The 24,715-nt window shown below is 63.3% G+C and carries 21 protein-coding genes and 1 pseudogene; 17 read left to right on the top strand and 5 right to left on the bottom strand.

Annotated elements, in window-relative coordinates; all coding sequences use genetic code 11:
* Positions 1 to 258 precede the first annotated feature (258 nt).
* From rpmH to XaFJ1_RS15560, 5 genes are all read left to right on the top strand, one after another.
* Positions 259 to 399 carry a 50S ribosomal protein L34 gene (rpmH, locus tag XaFJ1_RS15580; protein ID WP_003469983.1) on the top strand — a complete coding sequence of 47 codons (141 nt, stop codon included), beginning with the start codon at positions 259 to 261 and terminating at the stop codon, positions 397 to 399.
* Positions 400 to 437: 38 nt separating this feature from the next.
* A complete protein-coding gene (gene rnpA / locus XaFJ1_RS15575; protein WP_012917644.1) occupies positions 438 to 875 on the top strand; it encodes a ribonuclease P protein component in 438 nt (145 codons plus the stop codon).
* Between the two features lie 18 nt (positions 876 to 893).
* A complete protein-coding gene (gene yidC / locus XaFJ1_RS15570; protein WP_012917643.1) occupies positions 894 to 2,621 on the top strand; it encodes a membrane protein insertase YidC in 1,728 nt (575 codons plus the stop codon).
* Positions 2,622 to 2,752: 131 nt separating this feature from the next.
* Positions 2,753 to 4,096 (top strand): tRNA uridine-5-carboxymethylaminomethyl(34) synthesis GTPase MnmE, encoded by a 1,344-nt coding sequence (mnmE, locus tag XaFJ1_RS15565; RefSeq protein WP_012917642.1) that lies wholly within the window; start codon positions 2,753 to 2,755, stop codon positions 4,094 to 4,096.
* 144 nt (positions 4,097 to 4,240) lie between these two features.
* Positions 4,241 to 5,197 (top strand): COG2958 family protein, encoded by a 957-nt coding sequence (locus XaFJ1_RS15560; RefSeq protein ID WP_012917641.1) that lies wholly within the window; start codon positions 4,241 to 4,243, stop codon positions 5,195 to 5,197.
* Between the two features lie 51 nt (positions 5,198 to 5,248).
* Here XaFJ1_RS15560 and XaFJ1_RS15555 read toward each other — a convergent pair whose 3' ends face one another.
* Positions 5,249 to 6,157 carry an NmrA family NAD(P)-binding protein gene (locus XaFJ1_RS15555; protein WP_012917640.1) on the bottom strand — a complete coding sequence of 303 codons (909 nt, stop codon included), beginning with the start codon at positions 6,155 to 6,157 and terminating at the stop codon, positions 5,249 to 5,251.
* A gap of 193 nt (positions 6,158 to 6,350) precedes the next feature.
* On the opposite strand from XaFJ1_RS15555, the gene XaFJ1_RS15550 reads away from it, so the two are divergent.
* Positions 6,351 to 6,725 carry a winged helix-turn-helix transcriptional regulator gene (locus tag XaFJ1_RS15550; protein WP_407071015.1) on the top strand — a complete coding sequence of 125 codons (375 nt, stop codon included), beginning with the start codon at positions 6,351 to 6,353 and terminating at the stop codon, positions 6,723 to 6,725.
* 70 nt (positions 6,726 to 6,795) lie between these two features.
* Here the strand turns inward: XaFJ1_RS15550 and XaFJ1_RS15545 are convergent, their stop codons facing one another.
* On the bottom strand, positions 6,796 to 7,638 hold the full coding sequence (locus XaFJ1_RS15545; protein WP_012917638.1) for an ABC transporter ATP-binding protein: 843 nt from the start codon (positions 7,636 to 7,638) through the stop codon (positions 6,796 to 6,798).
* Between the two features lie 136 nt (positions 7,639 to 7,774).
* Here XaFJ1_RS15545 and XaFJ1_RS15540 point away from each other — a divergent pair, with 136 nt between their 5' ends.
* Positions 7,775 to 8,173 (top strand): CREC-EF hand family protein, encoded by a 399-nt coding sequence (locus XaFJ1_RS15540; RefSeq protein WP_012917637.1) that lies wholly within the window; start codon positions 7,775 to 7,777, stop codon positions 8,171 to 8,173.
* A 120-nt stretch (positions 8,174 to 8,293) separates the two neighbouring features.
* Here the strand turns inward: XaFJ1_RS15540 and rep are convergent, their stop codons facing one another.
* On the bottom strand, positions 8,294 to 10,270 hold the full coding sequence (gene rep, locus XaFJ1_RS15535; protein ID WP_012917636.1) for a DNA helicase Rep: 1,977 nt from the start codon (positions 10,268 to 10,270) through the stop codon (positions 8,294 to 8,296).
* A 133-nt stretch (positions 10,271 to 10,403) separates the two neighbouring features.
* Between rep and XaFJ1_RS15530 the strand changes: the two genes are divergently transcribed.
* On the top strand, positions 10,404 to 11,030 hold the full coding sequence (locus tag XaFJ1_RS15530) for a thymidine kinase (RefSeq protein WP_012917635.1): 627 nt from the start codon (positions 10,404 to 10,406) through the stop codon (positions 11,028 to 11,030).
* A 107-nt stretch (positions 11,031 to 11,137) separates the two neighbouring features.
* Positions 11,138 to 11,887: an SEL1-like repeat protein gene (locus XaFJ1_RS15525; RefSeq protein WP_012917634.1), complete on the top strand. Its 750-nt coding sequence runs from the start codon at positions 11,138 to 11,140 to the stop codon at positions 11,885 to 11,887.
* Positions 11,888 to 12,056: 169 nt separating this feature from the next.
* Here XaFJ1_RS15525 and XaFJ1_RS15520 read toward each other — a convergent pair whose 3' ends face one another.
* Both XaFJ1_RS15520 and mutM read right to left on the bottom strand, forming a co-directional pair.
* On the bottom strand, positions 12,057 to 13,661 hold the full coding sequence (locus XaFJ1_RS15520) for an OpgD/OpgG family glucan biosynthesis protein (RefSeq protein ID WP_012917633.1): 1,605 nt from the start codon (positions 13,659 to 13,661) through the stop codon (positions 12,057 to 12,059).
* A gap of 228 nt (positions 13,662 to 13,889) precedes the next feature.
* The gene (gene mutM / locus XaFJ1_RS15515) at positions 13,890 to 14,702 is read right to left on the bottom strand and encodes a bifunctional DNA-formamidopyrimidine glycosylase/DNA-(apurinic or apyrimidinic site) lyase (protein ID WP_012917632.1); all 813 of its coding nucleotides are present in this window, start codon (positions 14,700 to 14,702) and stop codon (positions 13,890 to 13,892) included.
* Positions 14,703 to 15,166: 464 nt separating this feature from the next.
* Between mutM and XaFJ1_RS16320 the strand changes: the two are divergent.
* The 8 genes and pseudogenes from XaFJ1_RS16320 to XaFJ1_RS15480 form a co-directional block, all read left to right on the top strand.
* Positions 15,167 to 15,392 (top strand): annotated as a pseudogene (locus XaFJ1_RS16320) (IS30 family transposase); the annotation flags it as partial.
* Positions 15,393 to 15,954: 562 nt separating this feature from the next.
* Complete coding sequence (locus XaFJ1_RS15510) at positions 15,955 to 16,290, top strand: hypothetical protein (RefSeq protein WP_012917630.1); 336 nt, start codon at positions 15,955 to 15,957, stop codon at positions 16,288 to 16,290.
* A 187-nt stretch (positions 16,291 to 16,477) separates the two neighbouring features.
* Positions 16,478 to 17,491 (top strand): efflux RND transporter periplasmic adaptor subunit, encoded by a 1,014-nt coding sequence (locus XaFJ1_RS15505; protein ID WP_187388417.1) that lies wholly within the window; start codon positions 16,478 to 16,480, stop codon positions 17,489 to 17,491.
* Positions 17,484 to 20,588: an efflux RND transporter permease subunit gene (locus XaFJ1_RS15500; protein ID WP_012917628.1), complete on the top strand. Its 3,105-nt coding sequence runs from the start codon at positions 17,484 to 17,486 to the stop codon at positions 20,586 to 20,588. The genes XaFJ1_RS15505 and XaFJ1_RS15500 overlap by 8 nt, the downstream gene beginning before the upstream one ends.
* Positions 20,585 to 22,039, top strand: a complete 1,455-nt coding sequence (locus XaFJ1_RS15495) for an efflux transporter outer membrane subunit (protein ID WP_012917627.1) — start codon at positions 20,585 to 20,587, stop codon at positions 22,037 to 22,039. The genes XaFJ1_RS15500 and XaFJ1_RS15495 overlap by 4 nt, the downstream gene beginning before the upstream one ends.
* 130 nt (positions 22,040 to 22,169) lie before the next feature.
* Complete coding sequence (locus XaFJ1_RS15490; protein ID WP_012917626.1) at positions 22,170 to 22,898, top strand: MgtC/SapB family protein; 729 nt, start codon at positions 22,170 to 22,172, stop codon at positions 22,896 to 22,898.
* A gap of 45 nt (positions 22,899 to 22,943) precedes the next feature.
* Positions 22,944 to 24,017 (top strand): sensor histidine kinase, encoded by a 1,074-nt coding sequence (locus tag XaFJ1_RS15485; protein WP_012917625.1) that lies wholly within the window; start codon positions 22,944 to 22,946, stop codon positions 24,015 to 24,017.
* Positions 24,014 to 24,634 (top strand): response regulator transcription factor, encoded by a 621-nt coding sequence (locus XaFJ1_RS15480; protein ID WP_012917624.1) that lies wholly within the window; start codon positions 24,014 to 24,016, stop codon positions 24,632 to 24,634. The genes XaFJ1_RS15485 and XaFJ1_RS15480 overlap by 4 nt, the downstream gene beginning before the upstream one ends.
* The last annotated feature ends 81 nt before the right edge of the window (positions 24,635 to 24,715 follow it).

Genomic DNA, 24,715 nt, shown 5'->3' with positions numbered 1-24,715 from the left:
CAGATCTAAATTCGTCGAAAAGACCGACCATAAGGCTGCGCACGGGCGCTGCACATTCGGCCAGTCGGGGAGGAAAGCGGTGGCTCAGACTACCATTCGTGCGCAGGAGCGGGAATGGTTTTCCTGCATCTATTCACAGATTCATCCACAGCCTGCGCCGTTCACTCGTGGATCCGGCGATGGGAGAGTTGACCGCGGTATAGGTGTGCCTATAGAATTTCCGGTTCTTTCCCGCCCTATTTAAATCAGAGCGCCCCGATGGCCACCAAGCGCACATTCCAGCCCAGCAACCTCAAGCGCAAGCGCGACCATGGCTTCCGTGCCCGTATGGCGACCGCCGATGGCCGCAAGATCCTGGCCCGTCGTCGCGCCAAGGGCCGCAAGCGCCTGAGCGCTTGATTGCTTCGCCGCCCCAGGCGGCGCCTGCAATCCGCACGGTGAATTCTCTCGACCCGCGTAGGCGATTCCCTCGCGCTGCGCGGGTTCGCACGTCTGCGGAATACCGCGTCGTGTTCGATACCGCGCGCCGCTGCTCCGAGCCGTTGATGAGCTTGCACTGGCGCAGCGTCGCACATCCGCCGCGGCTTGGTCTGGCGGTCTCGCGCAAAGTCGACAAGCGCGCTGTCGTGCGTAACCGGATCAAACGCGTGTTGCGCGAAGCCACGCGGCAACTGCTGCCATGGCTGGCGCCAGGCGATTACGTCGTGGTGGCGCGCAGTGCCGCCGCGCAGGCCAGTGGTCAACAACTGCGTCAAGCCTATCTGCGTCTGTTGCGTCGCGCTGGTGCATTGCCGACCCCGACGGCGGACGGCACAATGCCGCCGCCTGATCGTCCTTCGTCCCCCACTTCCACGTCAGAAACCACTGACGGCTGAGCCGAGTTTGCCTGTCCGATGAACCAGACCCGTCTTTTCTTGATCTTCGCCTGGCTGATGGTCGCGGCCCTGTTGTGGATGGAGTGGAGCAAAGAACACTCGCCTGCCGCCAGCGCGACCAGCAGTGCCGCGACCACTGCGCTGCCGCCAGCGTCTGCTACCAGTGCTGGCACTGCCGGTATGCCGCCGATACCGCGCGCTAACGTCCCCGGTGCCGGCTCTGGCGCAGGCACCACTGCCGAGACGGCAGCGCCAGCGGCCGGCGCAACACGGGTCACGGTCACTACCGACGTACTGCGCCTGACCATGGATGGTTCCAGCGTGCTCGATGCGGACCTGCTGATGTATCCGCAAACCCAGCAGCCGAGTAGTCCTCCGGTGCAGTTGCTGACCGAGGATGCACTGCATCCGTACAACGCCATCAGTGGTTGGATCGGCGAACGCAATTCGCCATCGCCTAGCCTTGGCGGCTTCCGTCCCGAACAGCCGGGCAAGGAGTATGTGCTGGCCAAGGGTCAGGACAGCCTGGAAGTGCCGTTCGTGTGGAATGGACCTTCCGGGATCAGCATCCGTCGTGTCTATACCTTGCAGCCTGGTCACTACGCCGTGCAGGTGCGCGACGAAATCGTTAACCATGGCAGCAAACCGTGGCAGGGCTATGTGTTCCGCAAGTTGAGCCGGGTACCGACCATCGTCAGCCGTGGTATGACCAATCCGGATTCCTTCAGCTTCAATGGCGCGACCTGGTTCAGCCCGCAGGATGGCTACCAGCGCCGGGCGTTCAAGGACTACCTGGCAGACGGTCCGCTCAACCAGACGATCTCTGGCGGCTGGATCGCGGTGTTGCAGCATCACTTCTTCACCAGTTGGATTCCGCAAGCCGATCAGCAATCGGTGTACCTGCTTTCCAACGAAGGCCCGCTGCATGTGATCGAAGCGCGCGGCCCCGCTTTCGTCGTGGTGCCTGGCGGGCACGCCAGCACCGAGGCACGGTTGTGGGTGGGTCCGAAGCTGGTCAACCAGATCGCCAAAGAGCAGGTGAAGGGGCTGGACCGTGTGGTCGATTACAGCCGCTTCTCGCTGATGGCGCTGCTGGGACAGGGCCTGTTCTGGATCCTCAGCCATCTCCACGCCCTGCTCGGCAACTGGGGTTGGTCGATCGTCGGTTTGGTGCTGCTGCTAAAGCTGCTGCTGTACCCGCTGTCCTCGGCTCAATACAAGTCTTCTGCAAAGTTACGCAAGTTCCAGCCGCGCATGCAGCAGCTCAAGGAGCGCTACGGTGACGACAAGCAGAAACTCCAGACCGCTATGATGGAGTTGTACAAGAAAGAGAAGATCAACCCGATGGGCGGTTGTCTGCCTGTGTTGATCCAGATGCCGATCTTCTTCGCGCTGTACTGGGTGCTGGTGGAGTCGGTGGAATTGCGTCAGGCACCCTGGTTTGCTTGGATCCAGGATCTGACCGCGCGCGATCCGTATTTCATCCTGCCAGTGATCAACGCAGCGGTGATGCTGTTGACGCAGAAGCTGACTCCCACACCGGGCATGGACCCGGCGCAGGCCAAGATGATGCAATTCATGCCATTGGTGTTTGGTGTGATGATGGCATTCGTACCTTCGGGTTTGGTCTTGTACTGGGTCACCAACGGTTCGCTAGGCTTGCTGCAGCAGTGGTGGATGAACAAGCGTCATGGCGAAGCCGCGGCGAGCGTTAGCGTCAAGCCTCCGGCCAAAGCCAAGAAGTAAGTTCGCAACGCCCACCGTCAGGCGGGCAGTGGGCATTTCTGCAATTGCAGTTGGTTTTTGTGTCGGTGGCCGATATGTGCATCCAGCGGCAGGCCCCGCGCCTTTCGCCGCACGGAGACAAAAAATTTGCCATGTCGAGCTCTGCCAACGACACCATCGCTGCGATCGCTACTGCACCGGGAGCAGGCGGTGTCGGGATGGTGCGCGTGTCCGGGCCGGCCGCTGGCCGCATCGCCGACGGACTCGGGCTTGGCGCGCTACTGCCGCGTAGCGCGCGTTATGCGCACTTTCGCGATGCGCAGGGCGACACACTCGACGATGGCATCGCGCTGTGGTTCCCGGCACCACGCAGTTTCACCGGCGAGGACGTGCTGGAATTACAGGCGCACGGCAGCCCGGTGTTGCTGCGGCAGCTGGTCGCGCGTTGTTGCGAACTTGGCGCGCGCCCGGCTCGTCCGGGTGAGTTCAGCGAACGCGCCTTCCTCAATCGCAAGCTGGACCTGGCCCAGGCCGAGGCCATCGCCGACCTGATCGCCGCCGGCGACCTGCGTGCGGCCCGCGCGGCGCGCAGATCGTTGGACGGTGTGTTTTCGCGTCGGGTCGAAGACCTGGCCGAGCAGGTGATCCGTCTGCGCCTGCATGTCGAAGCAGCGATCGACTTCGCCGACGAAGCACTGGAGACTCTCGGTGGCGCGCAGGTTCGCACCGGTCTGCAGCAAGTACGTGCGGACCTGGCGCAACTGCACTTGGAGGCCGAGCGTGGCCGCCGCTTGCGCGACGGCCTGCACGCGGTGCTGGTGGGGCCGCCGAATGCCGGCAAGAGTTCTTTGCTCAACGCCTTGGCTGGCAGCGCCCGCGCCATCGTCACCGATATCGCCGGCACGACCCGCGACACCTTGCATGAAACCGTGTGCGTGGACGGGTTGGAATTGACCCTGGTGGACACTGCGGGCCTGCGCGACGGCGGCGATGCGATCGAACGCGAAGGCATGCGTCGCGCTCGACTGGAACTGCAACGTGCCGATTTGGCCCTGGTCGTACTCGATGCGCGTGATGTGGCAGTTGGCCGTGCGGCGGTTGCCGAAGCCATTGCCGATGTCCCGCAACGTCTATGGATCCACAACAAGTGCGATTTGCTGACCAAGGTGCCTGACGCGTGCGCGGACACTGTCTACATTTCTGCCGCGACGGGCAGTGGACTGGAACAATTGCATCTGCACCTGCGCGCAATCGCCTGCGCCACGGCGGGCGAGGGGAGCGAGGGCGAATTTTCCGCACGCATACGCCACGTCGAGGCATTACAGCGGGCCAGCATGCATGCCGCAGCGGCGATGGCCGAACTGGAGCACGAACGCCTGGAGCTGGCTGCCGAGGAATTACGCCTGACGCATAATGCACTTTGCGAAATCGTCGGTACCTTCAGCGCCGACGATCTGCTCGGTCGAATTTTCTCCAGTTTTTGCATTGGGAAGTGAGGTTGGGTCCAGGGGCTGTCAAGATTAGATATCGATTACCGAAAAATTTTGAATCGTGCCGAAGTTTGGACAAAGGTCTATGTCGTCCATGTCAATGTGAATCTTCACGGGTAACATCATGACAGGAAAGGATGGAGAAATAACGTGGCGTTGAATCTTTCGAAAGCAGTAGTGAACTATTTACAGGCGCGGCCCGAAGAAAAATTCACTGCCAGGCAGATCGCCGAGTGGGTGTTCGCTACCTTCCCTGTGGAGTGCCAGGAAAAACGCGCTAATAGTCGAGGCGACCACATCAAGTCGGATGCGAATTTGGTGCAGCAGCTTGTTGCCGAAATCAGCTCGCAACGACCGCGCATGCAAATGAAGCATCCAACGTTGAAAACTACCGAAGGACGACCGCGTAAGTATTACTACTCGGAGAAATCAGACAGTGCCGAAGTGGCCGCTGCCGAGAGTGAGGGGGCTTTGGTAGCAGGAGATGCGGGTACTTCGAGGCTGGATGAACACGCACTGTACCCACTGCTTTCACATTATATCTTGGAAGAGTTCGGTGTCTTTTCCAAACGCATCGATGAGAAGCGCTCATCGAACAAGCGAGGGCCGAATGGAAATCGATGGCTGTACCCGGACGTGGTCGGCATGGAAGACTTAGGTGTGGAATGGCACCAGGAGGTGCGGGACTGCGTCAAGCAGTATTCCGACAAGCGCACCAAACTTTGGTCGTTTGAGGTCAAGCTGCTGATCAACCGCTCGAATGTGCGTGAGTGCTTTTTCCAAGCGGTATCGAATTCGTCGTGGGGTAACTTCGGCTACTTGGTCGCGGCGGAAATCAGTGGGCAGGACACGCTGAAAGAGTTACGTATGCTATTCGCGCCGCATGGTATTGGTTTCATCCAGTTGGATGTAGACAACCCGGCTGACAGCCAAGTGCTGATTCCCGCGCGTGAACGCGATGAAATTGATTGGGACATGGCTAACCGGTTGGCCACGGAGAATCGAGATTTTCTGGACTATATCAAATTGGTCAAGCAGTTTTACCAGACTGGAGAGGTACGTTCGAAGGACTGGGATGTGCCCGAAGAAAAGGACTCAAGCCAGTAATGAGATGAGCACATGACCAACTTACAATATCTGGGCATCGCCTATCGCAATTCAGTGTCCGAGCTTCGCCAATTGCGCTTGATTAACCCGTAGCCATTGTTCGAATGCTTGCGGTGCCTGCCCGGTGAGCGTCTGGTAATCGCCCGTGACGGTGGCAACGCGGCCAGCGGCGGTATTGCTGTCGAATGAAGCGTAGATGCATGCGACCGCCTCGGGCATGCCGGCGCTTACCATGCCTTGTACCAACGCTTCGACTGGCACCGGTACCACCTGGATCGGCACGCCCAGCGTGTCGCTGACCAGCGCGGCGATCTCGGTGGTGGTGTAGGCGCGGGTGCCGCTCAAAGTCAGCGTGCGCTTGTCGGTGTTGCGGCTGGCCAGGGCCACCGCCGCCGCACGGGCCAGATCGTCGCGGGCGATGTGCGCGATGCCGCCATCGCCGGCTGCGCTGTACCATTGGCCCGATGCCAGCACCGATGGCATGCTCATCAACAGGTTCTCGAAGTACCAATGGTTGCGCAGCACCGTCCAGCCGGGTAGGGCGCTGGTGCTGAGCGCGTCTTCGGTCCCGGCGTGGTCGGGGGCGAGCAGGAGCGGGGAGTTGTGCGGTTCCGGGCAGGAGGTGTAGATCAGATGCTCCACGCCGCCACGTTCGGCGGCGGCGATCGCGGCGAGGTGCTGTTGCAGACGCTGGCCGGGGCGGTCCAGCGCATCGGTGCTGATCAACAGCACCCGGCTGACATTGCGAAACGCGGCGTCCAGCGAGGCAGGTGCGTCGAAATCGGCCTGGTGCACCGCGACGCCGCGCGACGCCCACGTGGTCAAGCGCTCTGGCCGGCGCGTCGTCGCCACCACGCGCGATGGCGCGATGTGCAGTGTATCGAGCAGGTGTGCCAGCACGCGCTGGCCGAACTGGCCACCAGCGCCGGTGACGAGCAGAGAATCGGACGATGCGGACATGACGGGTCTCCCGTGCAATGGTCTGGAAAAGGAACTTGATCTATCGTAGAGACCAGTGCGGTGTTGTAAAGACGGCACTTTTTTCGCCCCTGATTACCTTGAGGTGAGCACCATGGACATTGCTGCGATGCAGGCCGATGGCACGCTGGAGACGCCGCTGAGCCAGCAACTGGACGACTATCGTGGCCAGGGTATGGCCATCGGCCAGTGTCCGGTACGCGACGTGCTCGCGCAGATCGGCGACAAATGGAGCACTTTGTTCGTGATGCTGCTGGCCGAGCGTCCGCATCGTTTCGGCGAACTGCGTCGTGCGGTGCCCGACATCTCCCAGCGCATGTTGACCCAGACCCTGCGTGACTTGCAGCGCGAAGGTCTGGTCGCGCGCGAGGTCTTGCCGACCGTCGTACCGGGGGTGCGATACCAACTGACACCGCTCGGTCAGTCGTTGAACGAAGTGCTGCTGCCGCTGGTGCACTGGGCCAAGACGTACCATGCGGACGTGCGCGCCGCGCGTGCGGCGTTCGACAACGCGGCTGTTGCGCGTGCTGCTAGCATGTCGCGCACTTGAACCGATGTGCGCAAAGTGTCGAAAGGAGCGGTAGTACCGGCGGCGCGTAAGAATGACCTACGCAGCCTGTTCAATCGTCTTTCGCGATGCTCGCGCAGTAACTGATGCCATCGTGGCGCACCCGTATTGGCGTGCCGAACACCGCCGATAACGGCTCGTCGGCAAGCACGGCATCGGGTATGCCGTCGGCATACACCTGGCCTTGGCGCAGTAGGATTACCCGCTCGATTTCCGGCACGATCTCTTCGATGTGATGGGTCACCAGCACCAGCGTGATGCCCTGAGCGGCGAGTGCGCGCATGGTCGTCAGTAGGACTTGGCGCGCGACCAGATCCAGTCCGGTACTGGGCTCGTCCAGTAGCAAGGCTTGTGGCCGATTGACCAGAGCACGCGCGATCAGCACGCGGCGGGTCTCGCCCGCCGATAGTTCCGCGTATGGTCGTTGCAGCAAGGGCAGCGCCTGTGCGGCCTGCAGCGCTTCGCGCGCGCGTTCCCGCATCGCGGCGGTCACCTCGCGGTGCGACGGCACCACGTGGCTGGCGAAGAACCCCGACAACACCGCACTCTCCACGTCCAGGCCGGGCATTGCGAGCAGGTGGCCACTCATATCGCCGGTGACGATCCCCAATTGGTTGCGCAGCCGGTCCACCTGCCAGCGGCTCTGCCCCAGCACCCGCACAGCCGGCTCCTCGCCGATACGCGCCAACGGATAGAGTTCGCGGGTGATGAGTTTGATGAGAGTCGATTTGCCGCAGCCGTTCGGGCCAAGCAGGGCGGTGTGCTGGCCGAGCGCGATGCGCAGGCTCAACGCATGCAGCACGCGGACCTGGCCGCGCACGACGCTGGCGCGGTCCAGCTCGATCAACGGTGCGTCCACTGGTAATGAGGTTGCTTCGGAAGGAGAGGCAGACATGGAATTGGGACCGTTGGATGATCGGAAACGCTCCGCACACACATACCATACGCGAGGGCTGGATCAATATGTGGTTTCAGCCTCATGCTGTCGCTTATTCCTGTATCAGGCTGTCCCGCGTTCCGGAGTTTTGGTGATGTCCAATACAAATTTTGATGTCATTGGTCGCGGCTTGCTCGGCGAAGGCCGTCGCGTGCGGCGTTCTTCGTTCGTGGTTTTACTGGGGCTGCTGGTCGCATTCGGTGGCAACGCCGCCGTCCAGGTCAGCGACACCGTCAGCTACCTGCAACGCATGGACCGCGACGGCGACGGCCGGGTCAGCCTGGACGAATATCTGGACTGGATGAGCTACGCCTTCGATGCTCGCGATCTTGACCACGATGGCGTACTCAGCCCCGCCGAATTGCCCGGTGGCCATGGGCCACCGATCACCCGAGCGCAGCACTTGGCGACGTTGACGACCCGCTTCCACAAGCAGGACAGCAACGGCGACGGCTACCTCAGCGCCAGGGAACTGGCGGCGCCGCCGCAGTGAGGGTGGTCGATTCAACGTTGGCCGTCGCTGTGTCGTAATGTCCGATGCAGCGCGACGATCGTGGCATGCGCGTGGAAAGATGTGCATGCCACGCGATCTAATCGAGCCTTCGAAAAAACCTCAGTCGAACAATGCCTGGATCGCTGCCAGGCCCGCATTGGCGCGTTCTTTTTTGCGTGCCGCATCTGCCACGGGGTCTGCACCATCGCGTTGCATCTCCTCGGCCGGAATCTCGTCGAAGAAGCGGCTAGGCTTGAGCCGGATATGCTCGCCGAATTTGCGGGTCAGCATGCTGTAGCTCATCCACAGTTGCTCCTTGGCACGGGTGATGCCGACGTACAGCAGGCGGCGTTCCTCCTGCAAATTGCCTTCTTCCAGGCTGACTTCGTGCGGTAGCACGCCGTCTTCGCAGCCGACGATAAACACGTAGCGGAACTCCAGGCCCTTGGAGGCATGCATGGTCATCATCCGCACCTGATTGCCGCCGTCGTCCTTGTCGTTGCGCGATAGCAATGCCAACTGTGCGGCCAGGTCGCCGACGCTGGCGCCGCGCGGGCCGCTTTCGAACCACTTGGCAAGTTCCTCCAGATTGCCACGGCGACGCTGGAAGCTGGCCTCGTCCTTGCACTGGTTGCGTAGTTCGCGGATCAAGCCGGATTGCTCGGCGAGCTGGCGCACCACGTCGGCTGAGGACACGGTGGCCGAAGCCGCGCGCAGCTCGTGCAAAATGTCGACGAAATCGCTCAGTCCGTTGGCCGCACGTGGCGGCAGCTGCTGCAACGCGCCGACCGACGCGGCGGCACGCGACATCGGCAGGTGTTTGGCTGCCGCCAGTTCTGCCAATTTGGCCAGCGAAGTCGCGCCGACCTCGCGCTTGGGCGCCTGCACTGCACGCAGGAACGCGGCATCGTCATCGGGATTTACCAGCAAGCGCAGCCACGCCAGCACATCTTTGACTTCCTGCCGTTCCAAAAACGCGGTGCCGCCGGTGATGTGATATGGCACGGCGGCCATCTGCAAGGCCTTCTCCAACGGCCGCGACTGGAAGTTGCCGCGGAACAGGATGCAGAAATCGCTCCAAGGCACTTGCTTGGCGGTGCCCAAATAAGCGATTTCGGCGGCGACCTTTTCCGCCTCGTGGTCGCTATCGCGGCACTCCCAGACACGGATACGCTCGCCGTCGGCTTGGTCGCTCCATAAGGTTTTCAGATGTTCGTGCGGGTTGTGCGCGATCAGCGCATTGGCTGCGCGCAGCACGCGGTTGGAACAGCGGTAGTTCTGTTCCAGCTTGATGATCTGCAGCGTCGGATAATCGCGGCCCATCTGCATCAAATTTTCCGGATTGGCGCCGCGCCAGGCGTAAATACTCTGGTCGTCGTCGCCCACGCAGGTGAAGTTGCCGCGCGGACCGGCCAACATCTTCAGCAACCGGTACTGCGCATCGTTGGTGTCCTGACTCTCGTCCACCAGCAGATAGCCGATGCGCTCGCGCCAGGCCATCACAATGTCTTCGTTGCTTTCCAGCACCTGCACCGGCAGCCGGATCAAATCGTCGAAGTCCACCGCGTTGAACGTACTCAGCCGTGCCTGATAGCGCGCGTACAGGCTGGCCGCGTCCTGCTCGCGGTTGCTGCGCGCCGCAGCCATCGCCTGTTCCGGCGATAGTCCGGCGTTTTTGGCACGCGAGATCAGGTTCTTGACGTCATCGACGGCATCGGGCTTGGCGCCGGGCATCAGGTCCTTGATCTGCGCGGCGGCATCGTCGGCATCGAAGATCGAGAAACCGCGTTTCAAGCCCACCGCGGCATGCTCGATCTGGAGGAACTTCAACCCCAACGCATGAAAGGTACAGATGGTCAGGCCATCGGCCGCTTCGTTGCGGATGCGCTTGGCCACGCGTTCGCGCATCTCCTTGGCCGATTTGTTGGTGAAGGTGATCGCGGCGATGCGCTTGGCCGGGTAGCGTCCGCTGGCGATCAGGTGCGCGATCTTTTCCACGATCACGCGGGTCTTGCCGCTGCCGGCGCCAGCCAGCACCAACAGCGGACCTTCGTCATGCAGGACCGCGGCGCGTTGGGGGGGGTTGAGACCGTGCATAGAAATTTCCCTTGAGCGCGTATTGTAACGGGCACCGGCTGCGTCACCGCATGCGTCGCCGCGCCTTGGCTGAACCGGTTTTCGGCCCTAGCCGGTGCATGAAATGCGTCGCGTCCGCGCTAGAATCCAACGCATGGCGAAACTGTATTTCTACTATTCGGCGATGAATGCCGGAAAGACCACGACGCTGTTGCAGTCGGCGCACAACTACCGCGAGCGCGGTATGCGCACGGTCATTCTCACCCCAAGGCTGGACCATCGCGCCGGCAGTGGCGTGGTCGCTTCGCGCATCGGCCTGCGCGCCGATGGCAAAGTCTTCGCGGCCGAGACCGACCTGCTGGCCTTGATCGAAACCGACATTGCCAGCCATGGCACGCTGCATTGCGTACTGGTGGACGAAGCCCAGTTTCTCAACCGCGCCCAGGTCTGGCAACTCAGCGAGGTAGTGGACCGGCTGAGAATCCCCGTGCTGTGTTATGGCCTGCGGACGGATTTCCGTGGCGAACTGTTCGAAGGCAGCCAGTCCTTGCTGGCCTGGGCGGACGAGCTGCAGGAAATCAAGACCATCTGCCACAGCGGCAGCAAGGCAACCATGACCGTGCGGGTGGACGAGAACGGCCGCGCGGTACAGGATGGTCCGCAGGTGGAAATCGGCGGCAACGAACGCTACGTGTCGGTGAGCCGTGCCGAGTTCAAAAAGATCATGCGCGGCGAAGGCCGCATTGATCCGCTGCAGATCGCCCCATCGCGATCCTCCTGATCGCAGGCGGTCATCTGTGACAAAGGTATAGAAATGCATCTTGCCTATTGCAGCGCAGGGGTGACATCTGTGTAGAATCTTCCCCATCACACTCATGGAATAGAGAAATGCAACGATTCAAAGGAATGGTTCGTAGCGGCGTGACCTTGGTCTGCACACTTCTGCTCGCTCTGCCCGGCCAAGTCGCTGCGGTCACGGCTGAACGCACATTCGACGATATCCCGGCACAGATACTGACCGATGGCTTCCTTGAGGCGCATCTGGATCTGTTCTATCGCCGCGCAGGTATCCGTGCCGACAAGAAAGGCGACTATGCGCAGGCCAAGAAACAGTATCAGTTGGCCGCCCGCTATGCCGACAAGCCGTCGCAGGCGCGGTTGGGCGAGATGTATTGGCAAGGCCAGGGCGTGGCGCCCGATCATGCGATGGGATTCCTGTGGATGGCGCTGGCCTCCGAACGCGGCTACGAGGCTTTCAGCAGGCGCAAAATGGAATACTGGAACCAGCTCACACCGGAAGAGCGCAAGCGCGCGATCGCCCTCGACAAGCAGATGATCGCCGAATATGGCGACCAGATGGCCAAGCCGCGCCAGGAGGCTGTCATGCGCCGCGAAGCAATGAGCAGCACTGGCAGTCTGCTTGGCTATTCCGGCGCCGGCGCCTTGTCGATCAATCGCCCAGGCGGCGGCAGCATTGATCCGGAAGTGTTCTACGCCAAACAGTTCTGGGAGCCGTCGGCCTACTGGAAACTACAGGATCGAGTTTGGGACGGGCGTACGCCAGGTCGGGTCGATATTGGCGATGTTGAAAACATCGGCCAGAAAAGCGCGACGCCACCGCCACCGACCAAATCCTGAAGCGGCTGCTATCGCCATTGGCCGCGCGTTTGCGCGCGTGGCACCGGGGCCTCCCACGTTGCTTCGCCCTCCTGCTGCGGTAGGAGGGCGACTTCAGCCGCACTACCAGCGCGGGACCGGAAAGGAGGATCCGCACGCTGTTTTGCGTGATGCCTTGGCTCGCGCCAGATCAATACAGTTTGCGCTCGGCAGCCGGTGGCGGTGTCCATTGATACAACCAGGTTTCGGTCAGCGAACGGTCGCCACTGCGCAGGAACAAGCGAATATCGATCTGTTCGGTGCCGTCATCCGGCGGCACGACATCGAACATCGCGCGATAACCGGCGATCTCATGCAGTGGTCTGGCCGACACGATTTCGCTGCGACCACGGCTGAGCTGCAACACGGCCTCGACCTTGGCGTCCTTCTCTTTGCTGAGCCTGGCCAGTTCGCCACCGGCGAAATCCACGGCAAAACGCCAGGAAAAATACTTGCGCTTCTGCCCCGTGATCCCACCCAGGCCGGTACGGCTGGCGACGCAGTGCGCCAGCGACGAGGATGCCGGCGGTTGTGCCCCCCAGTACAGACGGTAGCCGAACAGCAGTTCCTGGCCTGGCTGAGGTTTGTCCTGCGGATTCCAGAACGCGACGATGTTATCGAAGGTCTCATCGACCGTCGGGATTTCCACCAGTTGCACGGAGCCCTTGCCCCAGCCGTGCTTCGGTTCCACCCACAGGCATGGACGTTTCTCGTAAAAAACCCCATCGTCCTGGTAGTGATCGAAATTGCGGTCGCGCTGCAGCAGGCCGAAGCCGCGCGGGTTCTCGTCCACGAACATGTTGAAGCGCAGGTGCGGTGGATTGCACAACGGCCGCCAGATCCACTCGCCCGCACCGGTCCACATCGCCAGACCGTCGGTGTCGTGGATCTCCGGTCGCCAATCCCAGTCCATGCGACGATCGTTCTCGCCGGTCTGGTACATGCTGGTGCAAGGCCCCACACCCATCCGTTCGATGCGCTTGCGCGGATACAACGCGGTGTCGATGTCCATCAACAACACATCGCCGTTGGTGATCGCGAAACGATACGCACCGGCCACGCTGGGCGAATCCAGCAGCGCGTACACCACCACCGTATTCGAATCGGCCTTGGGTTGTTCCAGCCAATAAGCGATGAAGTCGGGAAATTCCTCCGGCGCGCCGGTCCCGGTATCGATCGCCAGACCACGTGCGGACTGACCGTACTGGCCTTCCTTGCCCACTGCGCGGAAATAACTGGCGCCGAGGAACGCGGCGAAATCGCGCTCGGTGTCCTGCTTGGTGTTGAGGCGGAAACCGGCGAAACCCAGGTCCTTCGGCAACGGCTTGCCTTTCAGGCCACTACTACCGTAATCGAACGCCGCGCTATCGTAGGCCAGTTGCTGCGCCTGTCCATCGACCAGGTCGAACATCTGCACCGGGGTCTTGAAGTACAGGCCCAGATGGAAAAACTTCACCTGGAATTTTGGACCTTGTTCGGCTGCCCACAGCGCGTGATCCTGGCGGTAGCGAATCGATTGGTACTGGTCCCAGCTCAACCCCGCCATTGGCGCTGGTAGCACCCGCTGATGGCTCTGGTATGGCGCTTTGGCCATGGCTTGGGCATGGCCCTTGAGCCAGGCGTAGTCGAACGGTTGCGGCTTGCCCAGACGGCGCAGGCCGACCGCATCAGCGGCCTGACCCAGCATCGGCATCGCGGGCAAGCCCATGGCGGCGAAGGCGGCGGCGGCGTTTTTGAGAAAATTGCGTCGTTGCATGAGCCTGATCGAGAAGCCAAGGAAGGATGCCCATCATACGATCATCGTCTCTGCGGCACGTCACCGCTTCGTAATCGCTTCGTAACCGGGGAGTGCGGGTGCTGCGCATCGCTTCCGCGGGGTATCCAGGGGTAGCAAGCTCGGCGCAGCATGGCCTGTCGATTGGCACGGCGAGTGCTACGCAGCCAGGTTGGTGTGTGACCGTGACCGTCAGTACCACCTTCACTATCAGCGCTGGCAATGCCCGCACCAGACGCTGGCGCGCTGGCCGATGCTGGCATGTCGCAGAAGACGTCCGCAGCGCTTGCAGGCTTCGCCTTCGCGGCCGTAGACCGACAATTCTTGTTCAAAATACCCCGGCGCGCCATCCGGACTGATGAAATCGCGCAGCGTCGTCCCGCCGCGCTGGATCGCATAACCGAGAATCGCCTTGGTCGCCTCGGCCAAACGCGCGTAGCGTGCGCGCGATACCTCCCCGGCGGCGCGCAGCGGACTGATCCCCGCTTGAAACAAGCTTTCGGCGGCATAGATATTGCCGACGCCGACCACGATGCGCTGATCCATCAAGAACGTCTTGACAGGCGCCTTGCGGCCGCGACTGAGCTGGAAGAGATAATCGCCATCGAACGCATCCGACAGCGGTTCCGGCCCCAGTTCGGCGAGCAGTGGATGCAACGTACCAGGTGCTTGCCACAGCAAACAGCCGAACCGACGCGGATCGTTGAAGCGCAGCACACGGCCATCCTCCAGGCTCATATCCACATGATCGTGCGTGCGCGGTGGCGTATCGCCGGGCAGCACGCGCAGGCTCCCGGACATGCCCAGGTGCAACAGCGCACTGCCTGCTGCGGTTTCCAGCAACAAATATTTGGCGCGGCGGTGGATACCGGCGATGCGTTGCCCCGGCAACTGCTGTGTGACCTCCGGCGGAATCGGCCAACGTAGATCCGGTCGCCGCAGAATCACGCCGTGGATGCGACGCCCGGCCAGATGCGGTTCCAGGCCGCGTCGAGTGGTTTCGACTTCGGGAAGTTCAGGCATGAGCGTGCATGTTGGCAGAGAGTCGTTGAAGAAACCTCAGCGCGGGACTGTAGCATCGCAGTTGTGGCGACAGTAGCCGCACGATCATAAGATGTATTATCGATTTCCTATGGGTTGCATATTGCGATCGTAATCCCGGATAGTCGGCTACAGTTGAAGCCAACGCTTGTCAAGGTCTTGGACTCAACTTCCAAGTACAACACCCCTCAATCACGTAAGGGATTGGCATGGAAAAGCAATACATCCGTTTGAGCTGCGAAGAACACGCGTTGCTGCAGATCGAGCTCAGCCACAGTGCCAGCTCTGCTCCATCGCGCGCCGAATCGGACGAAGTGCGTCTGCGTTGTCGCGTGAAGTGATACGTCAAAACGCGTCTGTGTAGGCTGCCAATCTCGCGGCCAAGCACTATCGGCAGCGTCGTAAAGCCTGCGTTCGTAAGCGCAGAATTGTTGAGGGCAGTGCGCTATACGCCTTGGCAACGCGAGAGCAGTGAGAATACCAACGCACGGCTGCACCAGTTCATGCCCAAGGGGCCGGACCTTTCCAAGGCAAGCCAGGAATATCTCAACAATGTCGCAGACCTGATGAACGCTCGATCACGTCGTACGCTCGGCTGGAAGACGCCAAATCAATCAGGCGCTGGAAAAAGAGAGCGCTCAATTCAACGTAGGTGTTGCGCTTGCAAGTTGAGAATGCCCTTACTGCGCATGAACACATTTGAACTTGCCATTTTCTATGGCACGGAGATGTCTAGGATCTGTCTGAAAATCGGGAGCTGAGGGAGATGGGGCGGGCAGCGACCATGCGGATGGAAGCTGCGAAGTGATTTGCACGAAAAACACGAAATCTTTGAGGAGTTCGAGTCTCTGTAAGACCGACACCCGCCAACACGATACTTTGGTATAGCGCAGGCATGCCGATGTTCATGCGTAGATGCCTCACGCGTGCTGGCGCACCGCGGGCGTGCATGCCAGACTTTCCATCTCGCAACGCGGCGTGACGCGGGCCGTCAGCGACAGGTCGCAAGCCCGCATTCACCGGCACGGCGTCACTTGACACAGTCGCTGTCGCGGCCACTTTCTTTCATCTCACTGGAGATCGCCATGGATCCCGACCCGTATCGACGCGGCGCCATCGCCGCACTCCGCGCCCATTCTTTTCGCCTGGTAATAGCCTTGCGCTGACCCGGAAGACGCCCGTCGCCGTAGTGGTGGCGGTGTCCTTGCCGGCGATGCGCCGCAAGGAGGTCGTCATGTTCTTGTTCTTTTTCCGTCGTTTCCGCCTGCAACGCCGATTGCAGCGCGCCCTGCGTGCCGCAGTCGCCATGCACCGCGCTGAAGCGCTGCGCTATCTGCTGGCCGCACATGGCGCGCGCGCCTTCGCCAAGGCCGTGTCCGCACAGTCCCCGCGGGTGCTGGCCGATGCATTGTCGCTGCTGCCGGTCGATGACCGCATCCGCGTCCGTGCGCGACTGTCGCACGCGGCGCAACGGCGCTTGCATGCGGCCGGTATGCCCGCTTCGACATTGAACAGGAGCCACGCGGTGCTGGCTTGGTGGCTCGATGCATCGTTACTGCGTCGCGACTGAATCTCGCACCGAAAGTAGCTCGGTCCCATCTCCCCTTCCCACGCCAGACTGCCATGTGGCGCTGGCTCTTGCCATGGTGAGTGCCGTTTCAATGCATCGCTCTCGTGTTTTGTTCCTCATCGTGTGCACGGTCCCGCTGCTCGCGGCCTGCCACGCACATCCACAGGCTGTTGAAAATGCGTCTGCCGTGCTGCGTCGTGGTACGCAACTGCGCGTTCCACCACAATCGCCGTTGCGCGGCGCGCTACCCATCGGCACCGTGGTGCGGCGCCCGATCACGCCAACCATCGAGACGCCCGGGGTGGTGGAAGCGCTGCCGGAACGGCTAGTGAAACTGGTGGCGCCGGTCAGTGGACGTATCGTCAGCCTGGCGCATGGACTCGGCGATCCGGTGAAGGCCGGCGAGACGTTGTTCGTGATCGACTCGGTCGATCTGGCCAACGCCTATGCTGACGATGGCAAGGCGCAGTCGGCACTGCGTCAAGCGCAACGCGAAGCGCAGCGGCAACAAGCCTTGCTGAGCGGCGACGTCGCCACCAGGAAGGACGCCGAGGCGGCGCAACTGGATCTGGCTCAGGCGCAGGATCAGGCGCGCGCCGCACGCGAACGTCTGGCCCAGCTTGGCGCCGATCCGATGGCCGCCTCGCACCGACGCTATGCGATGCGTTCGCCGATCGATGGTCGCATCAGCGACATCGCCGTGTCGCTGGGTGGGTACTGGAACGACACCACGGCCACGGCGATGACGGTCGCCGACATCTCCAAGGTCTGGGTGAGTGCCCAAGTCGCTGAGCGCGATATCGGGCAGGTGTTCGTCGGCCAGCATGCGCAGATCCATGTCGATGCTTATCCGGATGCGTCATTCGAGGGCACGGTCCAACACGTCGCCGATCTTCTCGATACCGACACCCGCACATTGACCGTGCGTATCGCCATCGACAACCGCGACGGTCGCCTCAAGCCAGGCATGTTCGCGCGCGTCGGCCTGGCGGCGCGGCCGCGGTCGGCGCTGCTGGTGCCGACGACCGCCTTGCTCCAGTCCGGGTTGAGCACGCGCGTTTACGTGGAGACGGCGCCGTTCGTCTACGTCTCGCGTGTTGTAGCCACCGGCGCAATGCTGGGCAGCGACACCGAGATCACCGCCGGCTTGGCTCCGGGCGAGCGCGTGGTGGTCGGCAATGGAGCACTGCTCGATGATTGAATCCATCGTCAGCGTCTGTTTTCGGCGTCGTGGCATCGTCTGGTTGGTGTTTCTGGCGGTTGCGCTGTATGGGGCGTGGAGCTGGACGCAATTGCCTCTGGAAGCGTATCCGGACATCGCCGACGTCACCTCGCAAGTGGTCACGCAAGTTCCGGGACTGGCCGCCGAGGAGGTGGAGCAGCAGATCACCGTGCCGCTGGAGCGCGCATTGCTGGGCACGCCGGGCATGGAGGTGCTGCGCTCGCGCAGCGTATTCGGCCTGTCGCTGATCACGGTGGTGTTCGCCGATGGCACCGATGGTTACTTCGCCCGGCAACGTCTGCAGGAGCGGCTCAACGAGGTCACGCTGCCCTACAACGCCGCGCCTGGGCTGGACGCCTACACCTCGCCGACCGGGGAAATCTACCGCTACACGCTGGAGTCGAAGACGCGCAGTCTGCGCGAGTTATCCGAATTGCAGACCTGGACGGTGATCCCGCGATTGAAGAAAGTGCCTGGCGTGGTCGATGTCAGCAACTTCGGGGGCCTCACCACGCAATTCATGCTGGAGCTGGATCCGCAACGTCTCACTCAATACGGTTTGAGCTTGCAGCAGGTCAAGGATGCGATCAACGCCAACAACGCCAACGGCGGCGGCAGCGTGATCGATCGCGGCGAGCAAAGCTACGTGGTACGCGGCGTCGGCCTGCTGCATTCGCTGGAAGACATGGGCGCTGTCGCGGTGACGACGCGCAACGGCGTGCCGGTGTTAGTGCGGCAACTGGGCACGTTGCGCTACGGCAACGTCGAGCGCCGCGGCATCCTCGGCAAGGACGGCAATCCCGACACCATCGAAGGCATCGTGTTGTTGCTCAAGGACACCAATCCTTCGGCGGTGCTGGACGGTGTGCATGTGGCGGTCGCCGAACTCAATGGTGGGTTGTTGCCGAAGGACGTGAAAGTAGTCGCCTACCTGGACCGTACCGCCCTGATCGATGCCACGTTGCACACGGTCGGCTCGACCCTGGTCGAAGGCATGCTGTTGGTCAGTTTGGTGTTGTTGCTGTTTCTCGGCAGCCCGCGTGCGGCCACCATCGTGGCCTTGACCGTACCGCTTTCCCTGTTGATCGCCTTCGTGTTCATGCATCACCTGAAGATTCCGGCCAACCTGCTGTCGCTGGGCGCGATCGATTTCGGCATCCTGGTCGATGGCGCGGTGGTGCTGGTGGAGAACATCCTGCGCCAACGCGAGGCCGATCCATCGCAGCCATTGCGGCCGCAGGACGCCATCGCGGCTACCCTGCAGGTGGCGCGACCGATCTTCTTCGGCATGGGGGTCATCATCTGCGCCTACCTGCCGCTGTTTGCGCTGCAGCGCATCGAATACAAGCTGTTTTCGCCGATGGCCTATGCGGTTGGCGCGGCGTTGATCGGTGCATTGGTCGTGGCGCTGACGTTGATCCCGGCGCTGGCCTGGCTCGCTTTCCGCCGTCCGCGTCCGGTGGTGCACAACCGCGTGTTGCAGGCGCTGAGCGCCGCTTATGGGCGTTTGCTGGCGCGCAGCGTCGGCGGCAAGCGCTGGCTGCTGGTCAGTTGCGTGGCTGCGCTGTTGGCGTTGGGCCTGCTCGGCGGCAGCATTGGCCGCGACTTCCTGCCGTATCTGGACGAAGGTTCGCTGTGGTTGCAGGTGCAGATGCCGCCGGGGATCACCCTGGACAAGGCCGCGGCGATGGCCAATGCCTTGCGGCGTGCCACGCTGGCGTTTCCGGAAGTCAGCTACATCGTGACCCAGACCGGCCGCAACGATGACGGCACCGACTACTGGACGCCGTCGCATATCGAGGCCAGTGTCGGCCTGCGCCCGTATGCGCAGTGGCGGCCTGGGCTGGACAAGCAGGGGCTGATCGCCGCGCTCGCCGCGCGTTACGCGCGCATGCCCGGCTACAGCGTCGGTTTCATGCAGCCGATGATCGACGGCGTGCAGGACAAGCTGTCCGGCGCGCACGGCGACTTGACGGTGAAGGTGTTCGGCGACGACGTGAGCCAGGCGCGACAGATAGCCGATCGGATCGCGGGGACGCTACGCGCGGTGCCGGGCGCGGCGGACGTGACGGTGGACGTGGAGCCGCCGCTACCGAACCTGAAGATCGAAATCGATCGTGTCGCCGCCGCGCGCTACGGCATCAATGCTGCCGACATCGCCGATTTGATCGCCACCGGCATCGGCGGCAGCCCGATCGGTCAACTCTATGTCGGCGAACGCAGCTACGCGATGACCGTGCGCTTTGCACCAGCGACGCGCGACACCTTGCAGACGATCGGCGCGTTGATGCTGACCACGCCCAGCGGCGCCAAGTTGCCGCTATCGGCGGTGGCGCAGCTGCGCACGGTGTCGGGCGAGAGTGTGATCGTGCGCGAAATGGCCCGCCGCAACATCGTGGTGCGGTTGAACGTGCGCGGTCGCGATCTGTCCGGGTTCTTGCGCGAAGCGCGCGGCGCGATCGCACAGCAGGTGCGGTTCGACCACCAACGCTTCCAGGTGATCTGGGGTGGCCAGTTCGAAAACCTGGAACGCGCCCAGGCACGCCTGCTGGTGATCGCACCGATGACCCTGGGCATCATGTTCCTGCTGTTGTTCGCCAGCTTCGGCAACTTGCGCCAGCCACTGCTGGTGCTCGCTGCGGTACCGTTGGCGATGCTCGGTGGGCTGGCCGCGTTGCACCTGCGCGGGATGACCTTGAACGTGTCCAGCGCGGTCGGTTTCATCGCCTTGTTCGGCGTGGCCGTGCTCAATGCGGTGTTGCTGCTGGCGCAGATCAACCGCCTGCGCAACGAGGAAGGCAAGCCGCTGCGCGAGGCGGTGATCGAAGGCGCGCGCAGCCGCATGCGGCCTGTGCTGACCACCGCCACCGTGGCCGCGCTGGGGCTGACCCCGGCGATGCTGGCCACCGGCCTGGGCAGCGATGTGCAGCGTCCCTTGGCGACGGTGGTAGTCGGCGGACTGGTCACCGCCACCGTGTTGACCCTACTGTTACTGCCGTCGCTGTATCACCTGATCGAAACCATGGCCGCCGCACGCGCACAGCGCGCCGCGGCGAGCGCAGGAGATACCCCATGAGCACCTGCCGCATCGCATCCGCTTTGCTGTCGCTGCTCTTGCTCGGGGGTTGCCGGGTGGGTCCGGATTTCGTGCGTCCGCCGGTTCCGCCGGTGGACCGCTACACCGCCGCGCCGCTGCCGCCGCAGACCGTTGCGGCAGCCGACCCGGCCGGCGCGGCACAACACCTGTTGCAGGGGGAAGCGGTGCCGGCGCGTTGGTGGAGCGCGTTCGCCTCGCCGGCGCTGGATATGCTGGTAGACGAGGCACTGCAGGCCAATCCGGATCTGCAGGCGGCCGACGCCGCGTTGCGCGCGGCGAACGAAACCGCGGCGGCGCAGCTCGGCAGTCTGATACCCGCGGTCGATCTGCAAGTCAGCCCGCAACGGCAGCGGCAGGCAGGCGGCAGTCCGTACACGCTGCATACCGCTCAGGTGAACGTGAGTTACGTGCTGGACGTGTTCGGCGGCAATCGTCGGCAACACGAGGTACTGGCGGCGCAGGCCGACGTGCAGCGTTTCCAGCGCCAGGCCGCGTACATGAGCCTGACCAGCAATGTCGTCGCCAGCGCGATCCAGGAGGCCGGGTTGCGCGCGCAGATCGATGCGGCGCAGGCGCAAATCGCTCTGGCGCAGCGTCTGCGCACACTGCTTGAGCGTCAGTACGCCGCCGGCCAGGCCAGCGGTGTCGATCTGGCCGCGCAGGACGCGGCACTGGCCCAAGCCCAGACCGTCCTGCCGCCGCTGCAGCAGCAACTGGCGCAGCAGCGCGCCCGGCTCGCGCTCCTGGCAGGACGACCACCCAGCGAGGACATCGCGCAACGCTTCGCGCTGGGATCGTTGCACTTGCCGACTGCGCTGCCACTGAGCGTGCCGGCGCAGGTGCTGGCGCGCCGCGCCGACGTCGCGGCGGCGCAAGCGCAATTGCATGCAGCCTGCGCGCAGATCGGTGTCGCCACCGCGGCACGCTTACCCAGTCTGTCGCTGAGCGGCAACATCGGCAGTTCCGCCGCCCAGGTGCGACAGCTGTTCGAGCGCACCAACGCACAGTGGTTGCTTGGCGGCGAGTTGATCGCACCGCTGTTCCATGGCGGCAGCCTGCGCCACCAGCAGCGCGCCGCCGTGGCCGCCTACGATCAGGCGCAGGCCCAGTACCGCAGCGTGGTGTTGGCGGCGTTGCAGGACACCGCCAATACGTTGCAGGCGTTGCTCAGCGATGCGCAGACGTTGCAGGCCGCGGTCGCTGCGCGTACCGCTGCCGCGCGCAGCCTGGCGTTGGCGCAGCGCCAGCACGTGCTCGGTGCCGGCAGCGGCTTGCAGTTGTTGCAGGCCGAACAGGTCGAGCAACAAGCGGTGGTCGCGCTGGTCCAGGCACAAACGCAGCGCTATGCCGATACCGTGGCCCTGTTCCAGGCCCTGGGCGGCGCGCCGCCTGCGGCCGACGACCCGGTGCCGCAGACTGCCGTGCGCTGAACCGCGCGCGCTCGCGCCGCCTCAGCTGCCAGATGCCACACTAACCCGGCATCATAGGCATCCCGGAACCGTCCATTTCATATCCCGGAGCCGTCATGCTCGGTCCCTTTGTCCTGCGGAATGTGCCTTGATGGAAGCGTTGCGCCTGTTCAATCCCGTCTCCTTGCTCGACACCCTGGTGAGCCTGTCGGCCGCCTTCGTGCTCGGCGCGATCATCGGCTTCGAACGCCAAGTGCGCCAGCGCACCGCCGGGCTGCGCACCAATACCCTGGTCGCGGTCGGCGCGGCGATCTTCGTCTCGCTCGGCAACCGCCTGTTCGAGATCCACGGCGGTTCCCAGGGCGCGGTGCAAGTGGTGGCGTACGTGGTCTCGGGGATCGGCTTTCTCGGTGCCGGTGCGATCATGAAAGAGGGCGCCAACGTCACCGGGCTCAACACCGCGGCCACCTTGTGGGGCTCGGGAGCGGTCGGTGCCTGCGCCGGTGCCGGACTGATTGCCGAAGCGGTGCTGGCGGCGGCCTTCGTGCTGCTCAGCAATACCCTGCTGCGGCCGATGGTGAACCGGATCAACCGGCATCCGTTGAAGGAATCCTCGGTCGAAGCCACTTACATGTTCTATGCGATCTGCGCGCGCGAGGTGCACGGCACGATCCGCGAACGCTTGATCGAACTGCTGGAAGAGGCACACTACCCGGCGCGCGAAGTGGAACAGCATTCGTTCGGACACGACGATGTGGAGATCGCCGCGACCCTGTACGCCACCGCGGTGCGTGCCGAGGAACTGGATGCGGTGGTCCAGCGCCTGGAGGGCGAGCGCGGTGTCCAACAGGCGTTCTGGAACGCCGGCGCCGAAGGCTGAGCTGGCCGTGCCCGTATCCGTCCCTTCACCGTTGCCGTGCCGCCGATGATCGCGTGTTTCAAGCCATTGCCGCCGCACCGGCGCCTGCTCGGTCTGGCCGCGCTGTGCGTGGTGTTGGCGGCGATCTTCGTTGCCGACACGCTCACCGATTACGCGGTGGCCGCGCCGCTGTTCTACACCGTGGCGATCCTCGGCGCGGCGCGGTTGCTGGCGCCGGCCGGGCTGGCAATGCTGGCCGGCATCTGCGTGATGCTGATTGTGCTCAGCTTCCATTTGACCCATGCCGGCGCCTACCACGTCGGTGTCATCAATTCGGCCATCAGCATCGTGGTGGTGGCGGTGACCGCCTCCATCGCAATGCAGATGGAACGCGCCAAGGCCGCCACGCATGCGGCGCAGGCGCAGTTGCTGCGGTTGGCGCGCGTGCGCAGCCTGGGCAATCTGACCGCGTCGATCGCGCACGAGGTCAACCAGCCGCTGGCGGCGATCGTCACTAGCGGTCACGCTTGCCAGCGCTGGCTCGATCAGCAGCCGCCGAATCTGGACAAGGCCCGCGCGGCGCTGGCGCGGATCCTCGCCGATGCCGAGCGTGCCGGCGAAGTGATCGCGCGCGTGCGGCGCCTGACCAAGGGCGAGGCGCCGCAGAAGCGCGCTTTCGACCTCAACGCCGCGGTCGCCGAGGTACTGGCGATGTCGCACGGCGAACTGGAGCGCAATGCGGTGACGGTGCAAACCGAGTTGGCCACGGCGCTGCCGCAGGTCTCGGCTGACCCGGTGCAAATCCAGCAGGTGATCGGCAACCTGCTGCTCAACGCAGTCGAGGCGATGGCGGCCACGCCACCGGCACAGCGCACGCTGCGCATCGTCACCGAACGCGAAGATGCGCGCACGCTGCGGCTGAGCGTGGCCGATGCCGGCGAAGGCTTGTCGGCGCAAGCGCAGGCGCATCTGTTCGATGCGTTCTGGACCACCAAACAAGACGGCATCGGTATCGGCTTGAGTATCAGCCGCAGCATCGTCGAAGCCGGTGGCGGGCGCATCTGGGCCGAGCCTGGCCGCCCGCATGGCGCGGTGTTCTGCGTGTGCCTGCCCGCCGCTGCGAGCGGAACGCGATCATGAGCGCCGCCACCGCACCGCGTCCGGTGGTGTACCTGATCGACGACGATGCGTCGATCCGCGCCGCCCTGGAAGATCTGTTCGCCTCGGTGGACCTGCAGGTGCATGCGTTCGCGTCCACGCGCGATTTTCTGGCGCATCCGCAGGCCGATGCACCAGCCTGCCTGGTACTGGACATTCGCATGCCCGGACAGAGCGGCATGGAGTTCCATCGGCACATGCGCGAGGCGGGACTGGCATTGCCGACGATCTTCATCACCGGCCATGGCGACATCCCGATGAGCGTGGAGGCGATGAAAAACGGCGCGATCGAATTCCTGACCAAGCCGTTCCGCGACCAGGATCTGCTCGATGCGATCGAACATGGCATCGCCCGCGACCGCGCGCGGCGCGAAGCCGAAGCCGCGCAGGCCCAATTGCGTGCGCGCTGGGCACGGCTGACTCCGGGCGAACAGGACGTGGTGGAACTCGTAGTGCAGGGATTGTTGAACAAGCAGGTGGCATCGCGGTTGCAGCTCAGCGAAATCACCGTGAAAGTGCGGCGTGGCCATGCCATGCGCAAGCTGCAGGTCGGCTCGCTGGCGGAACTGGTACGGCTGGCCGAGCGCCTGGGGTTGTAGGCGACGGTACGCAGCGCATGCGAGCATAGCTTTGCTGCACTGCGTTCGCTGATACTTCCCCCTGTTCCGTCGCTCCCGAGG

It is taken from the genome of Xanthomonas albilineans (assembly GCF_009931595.1).
GTDB classification, from domain to species: Bacteria; Pseudomonadota; Gammaproteobacteria; order Xanthomonadales; family Xanthomonadaceae; genus Xanthomonas_A; species Xanthomonas_A albilineans.
Note: the sequence above shows the minus strand (reverse complement) of the source record. Positions and strands in the feature narration are given on the sequence as shown.

Bases quoted from the DNA above. Each gene is read 5' to 3' on its own strand.
- XaFJ1_RS15510 (WP_012917630.1), top strand. From the start codon at position 15,955: ATGTTCTTGTTCTTTTTCCGTCGTTTCCGCCTGCAACGCCGATTGCAG.
- XaFJ1_RS15485 (WP_012917625.1), top strand. From the start codon at position 22,944: ATGATCGCGTGTTTCAAGCCATTGCCGCCGCACCGGCGCCTGCTCGGT.
- rep (WP_012917636.1), bottom strand. From the start codon at position 10,270: ATGCACGGTCTCAACCCCCCCCAACGCGCCGCGGTCCTGCATGACGAA.
- rpmH (WP_003469983.1), top strand. From the start codon at position 259: ATGGCCACCAAGCGCACATTCCAGCCCAGCAACCTCAAGCGCAAGCGC.
- XaFJ1_RS15530 (WP_012917635.1), top strand. From the start codon at position 10,404: ATGGCGAAACTGTATTTCTACTATTCGGCGATGAATGCCGGAAAGACC.
- XaFJ1_RS15495 (WP_012917627.1), top strand. From the start codon at position 20,585: ATGAGCACCTGCCGCATCGCATCCGCTTTGCTGTCGCTGCTCTTGCTC.
- XaFJ1_RS15525 (WP_012917634.1), top strand. From the start codon at position 11,138: ATGCAACGATTCAAAGGAATGGTTCGTAGCGGCGTGACCTTGGTCTGC.
- XaFJ1_RS15545 (WP_012917638.1), bottom strand. From the start codon at position 7,638: ATGTCTGCCTCTCCTTCCGAAGCAACCTCATTACCAGTGGACGCACCG.
- XaFJ1_RS15540 (WP_012917637.1), top strand. From the start codon at position 7,775: ATGTCCAATACAAATTTTGATGTCATTGGTCGCGGCTTGCTCGGCGAA.
- mutM (WP_012917632.1), bottom strand. From the start codon at position 14,702: ATGCCTGAACTTCCCGAAGTCGAAACCACTCGACGCGGCCTGGAACCG.
- yidC (WP_012917643.1), top strand. From the start codon at position 894: ATGAACCAGACCCGTCTTTTCTTGATCTTCGCCTGGCTGATGGTCGCG.
- XaFJ1_RS15480 (WP_012917624.1), top strand. From the start codon at position 24,014: ATGAGCGCCGCCACCGCACCGCGTCCGGTGGTGTACCTGATCGACGAC.
- XaFJ1_RS15550 (WP_407071015.1), top strand. From the start codon at position 6,351: ATGGCCATCGGCCAGTGTCCGGTACGCGACGTGCTCGCGCAGATCGGC.
- XaFJ1_RS15500 (WP_012917628.1), top strand. From the start codon at position 17,484: ATGATTGAATCCATCGTCAGCGTCTGTTTTCGGCGTCGTGGCATCGTC.
- XaFJ1_RS15490 (WP_012917626.1), top strand. From the start codon at position 22,170: ATGGAAGCGTTGCGCCTGTTCAATCCCGTCTCCTTGCTCGACACCCTG.
- XaFJ1_RS15520 (WP_012917633.1), bottom strand. From the start codon at position 13,661: ATGCAACGACGCAATTTTCTCAAAAACGCCGCCGCCGCCTTCGCCGCC.
- mnmE (WP_012917642.1), top strand. From the start codon at position 2,753: ATGTCGAGCTCTGCCAACGACACCATCGCTGCGATCGCTACTGCACCG.
- XaFJ1_RS15555 (WP_012917640.1), bottom strand. From the start codon at position 6,157: ATGTCCGCATCGTCCGATTCTCTGCTCGTCACCGGCGCTGGTGGCCAG.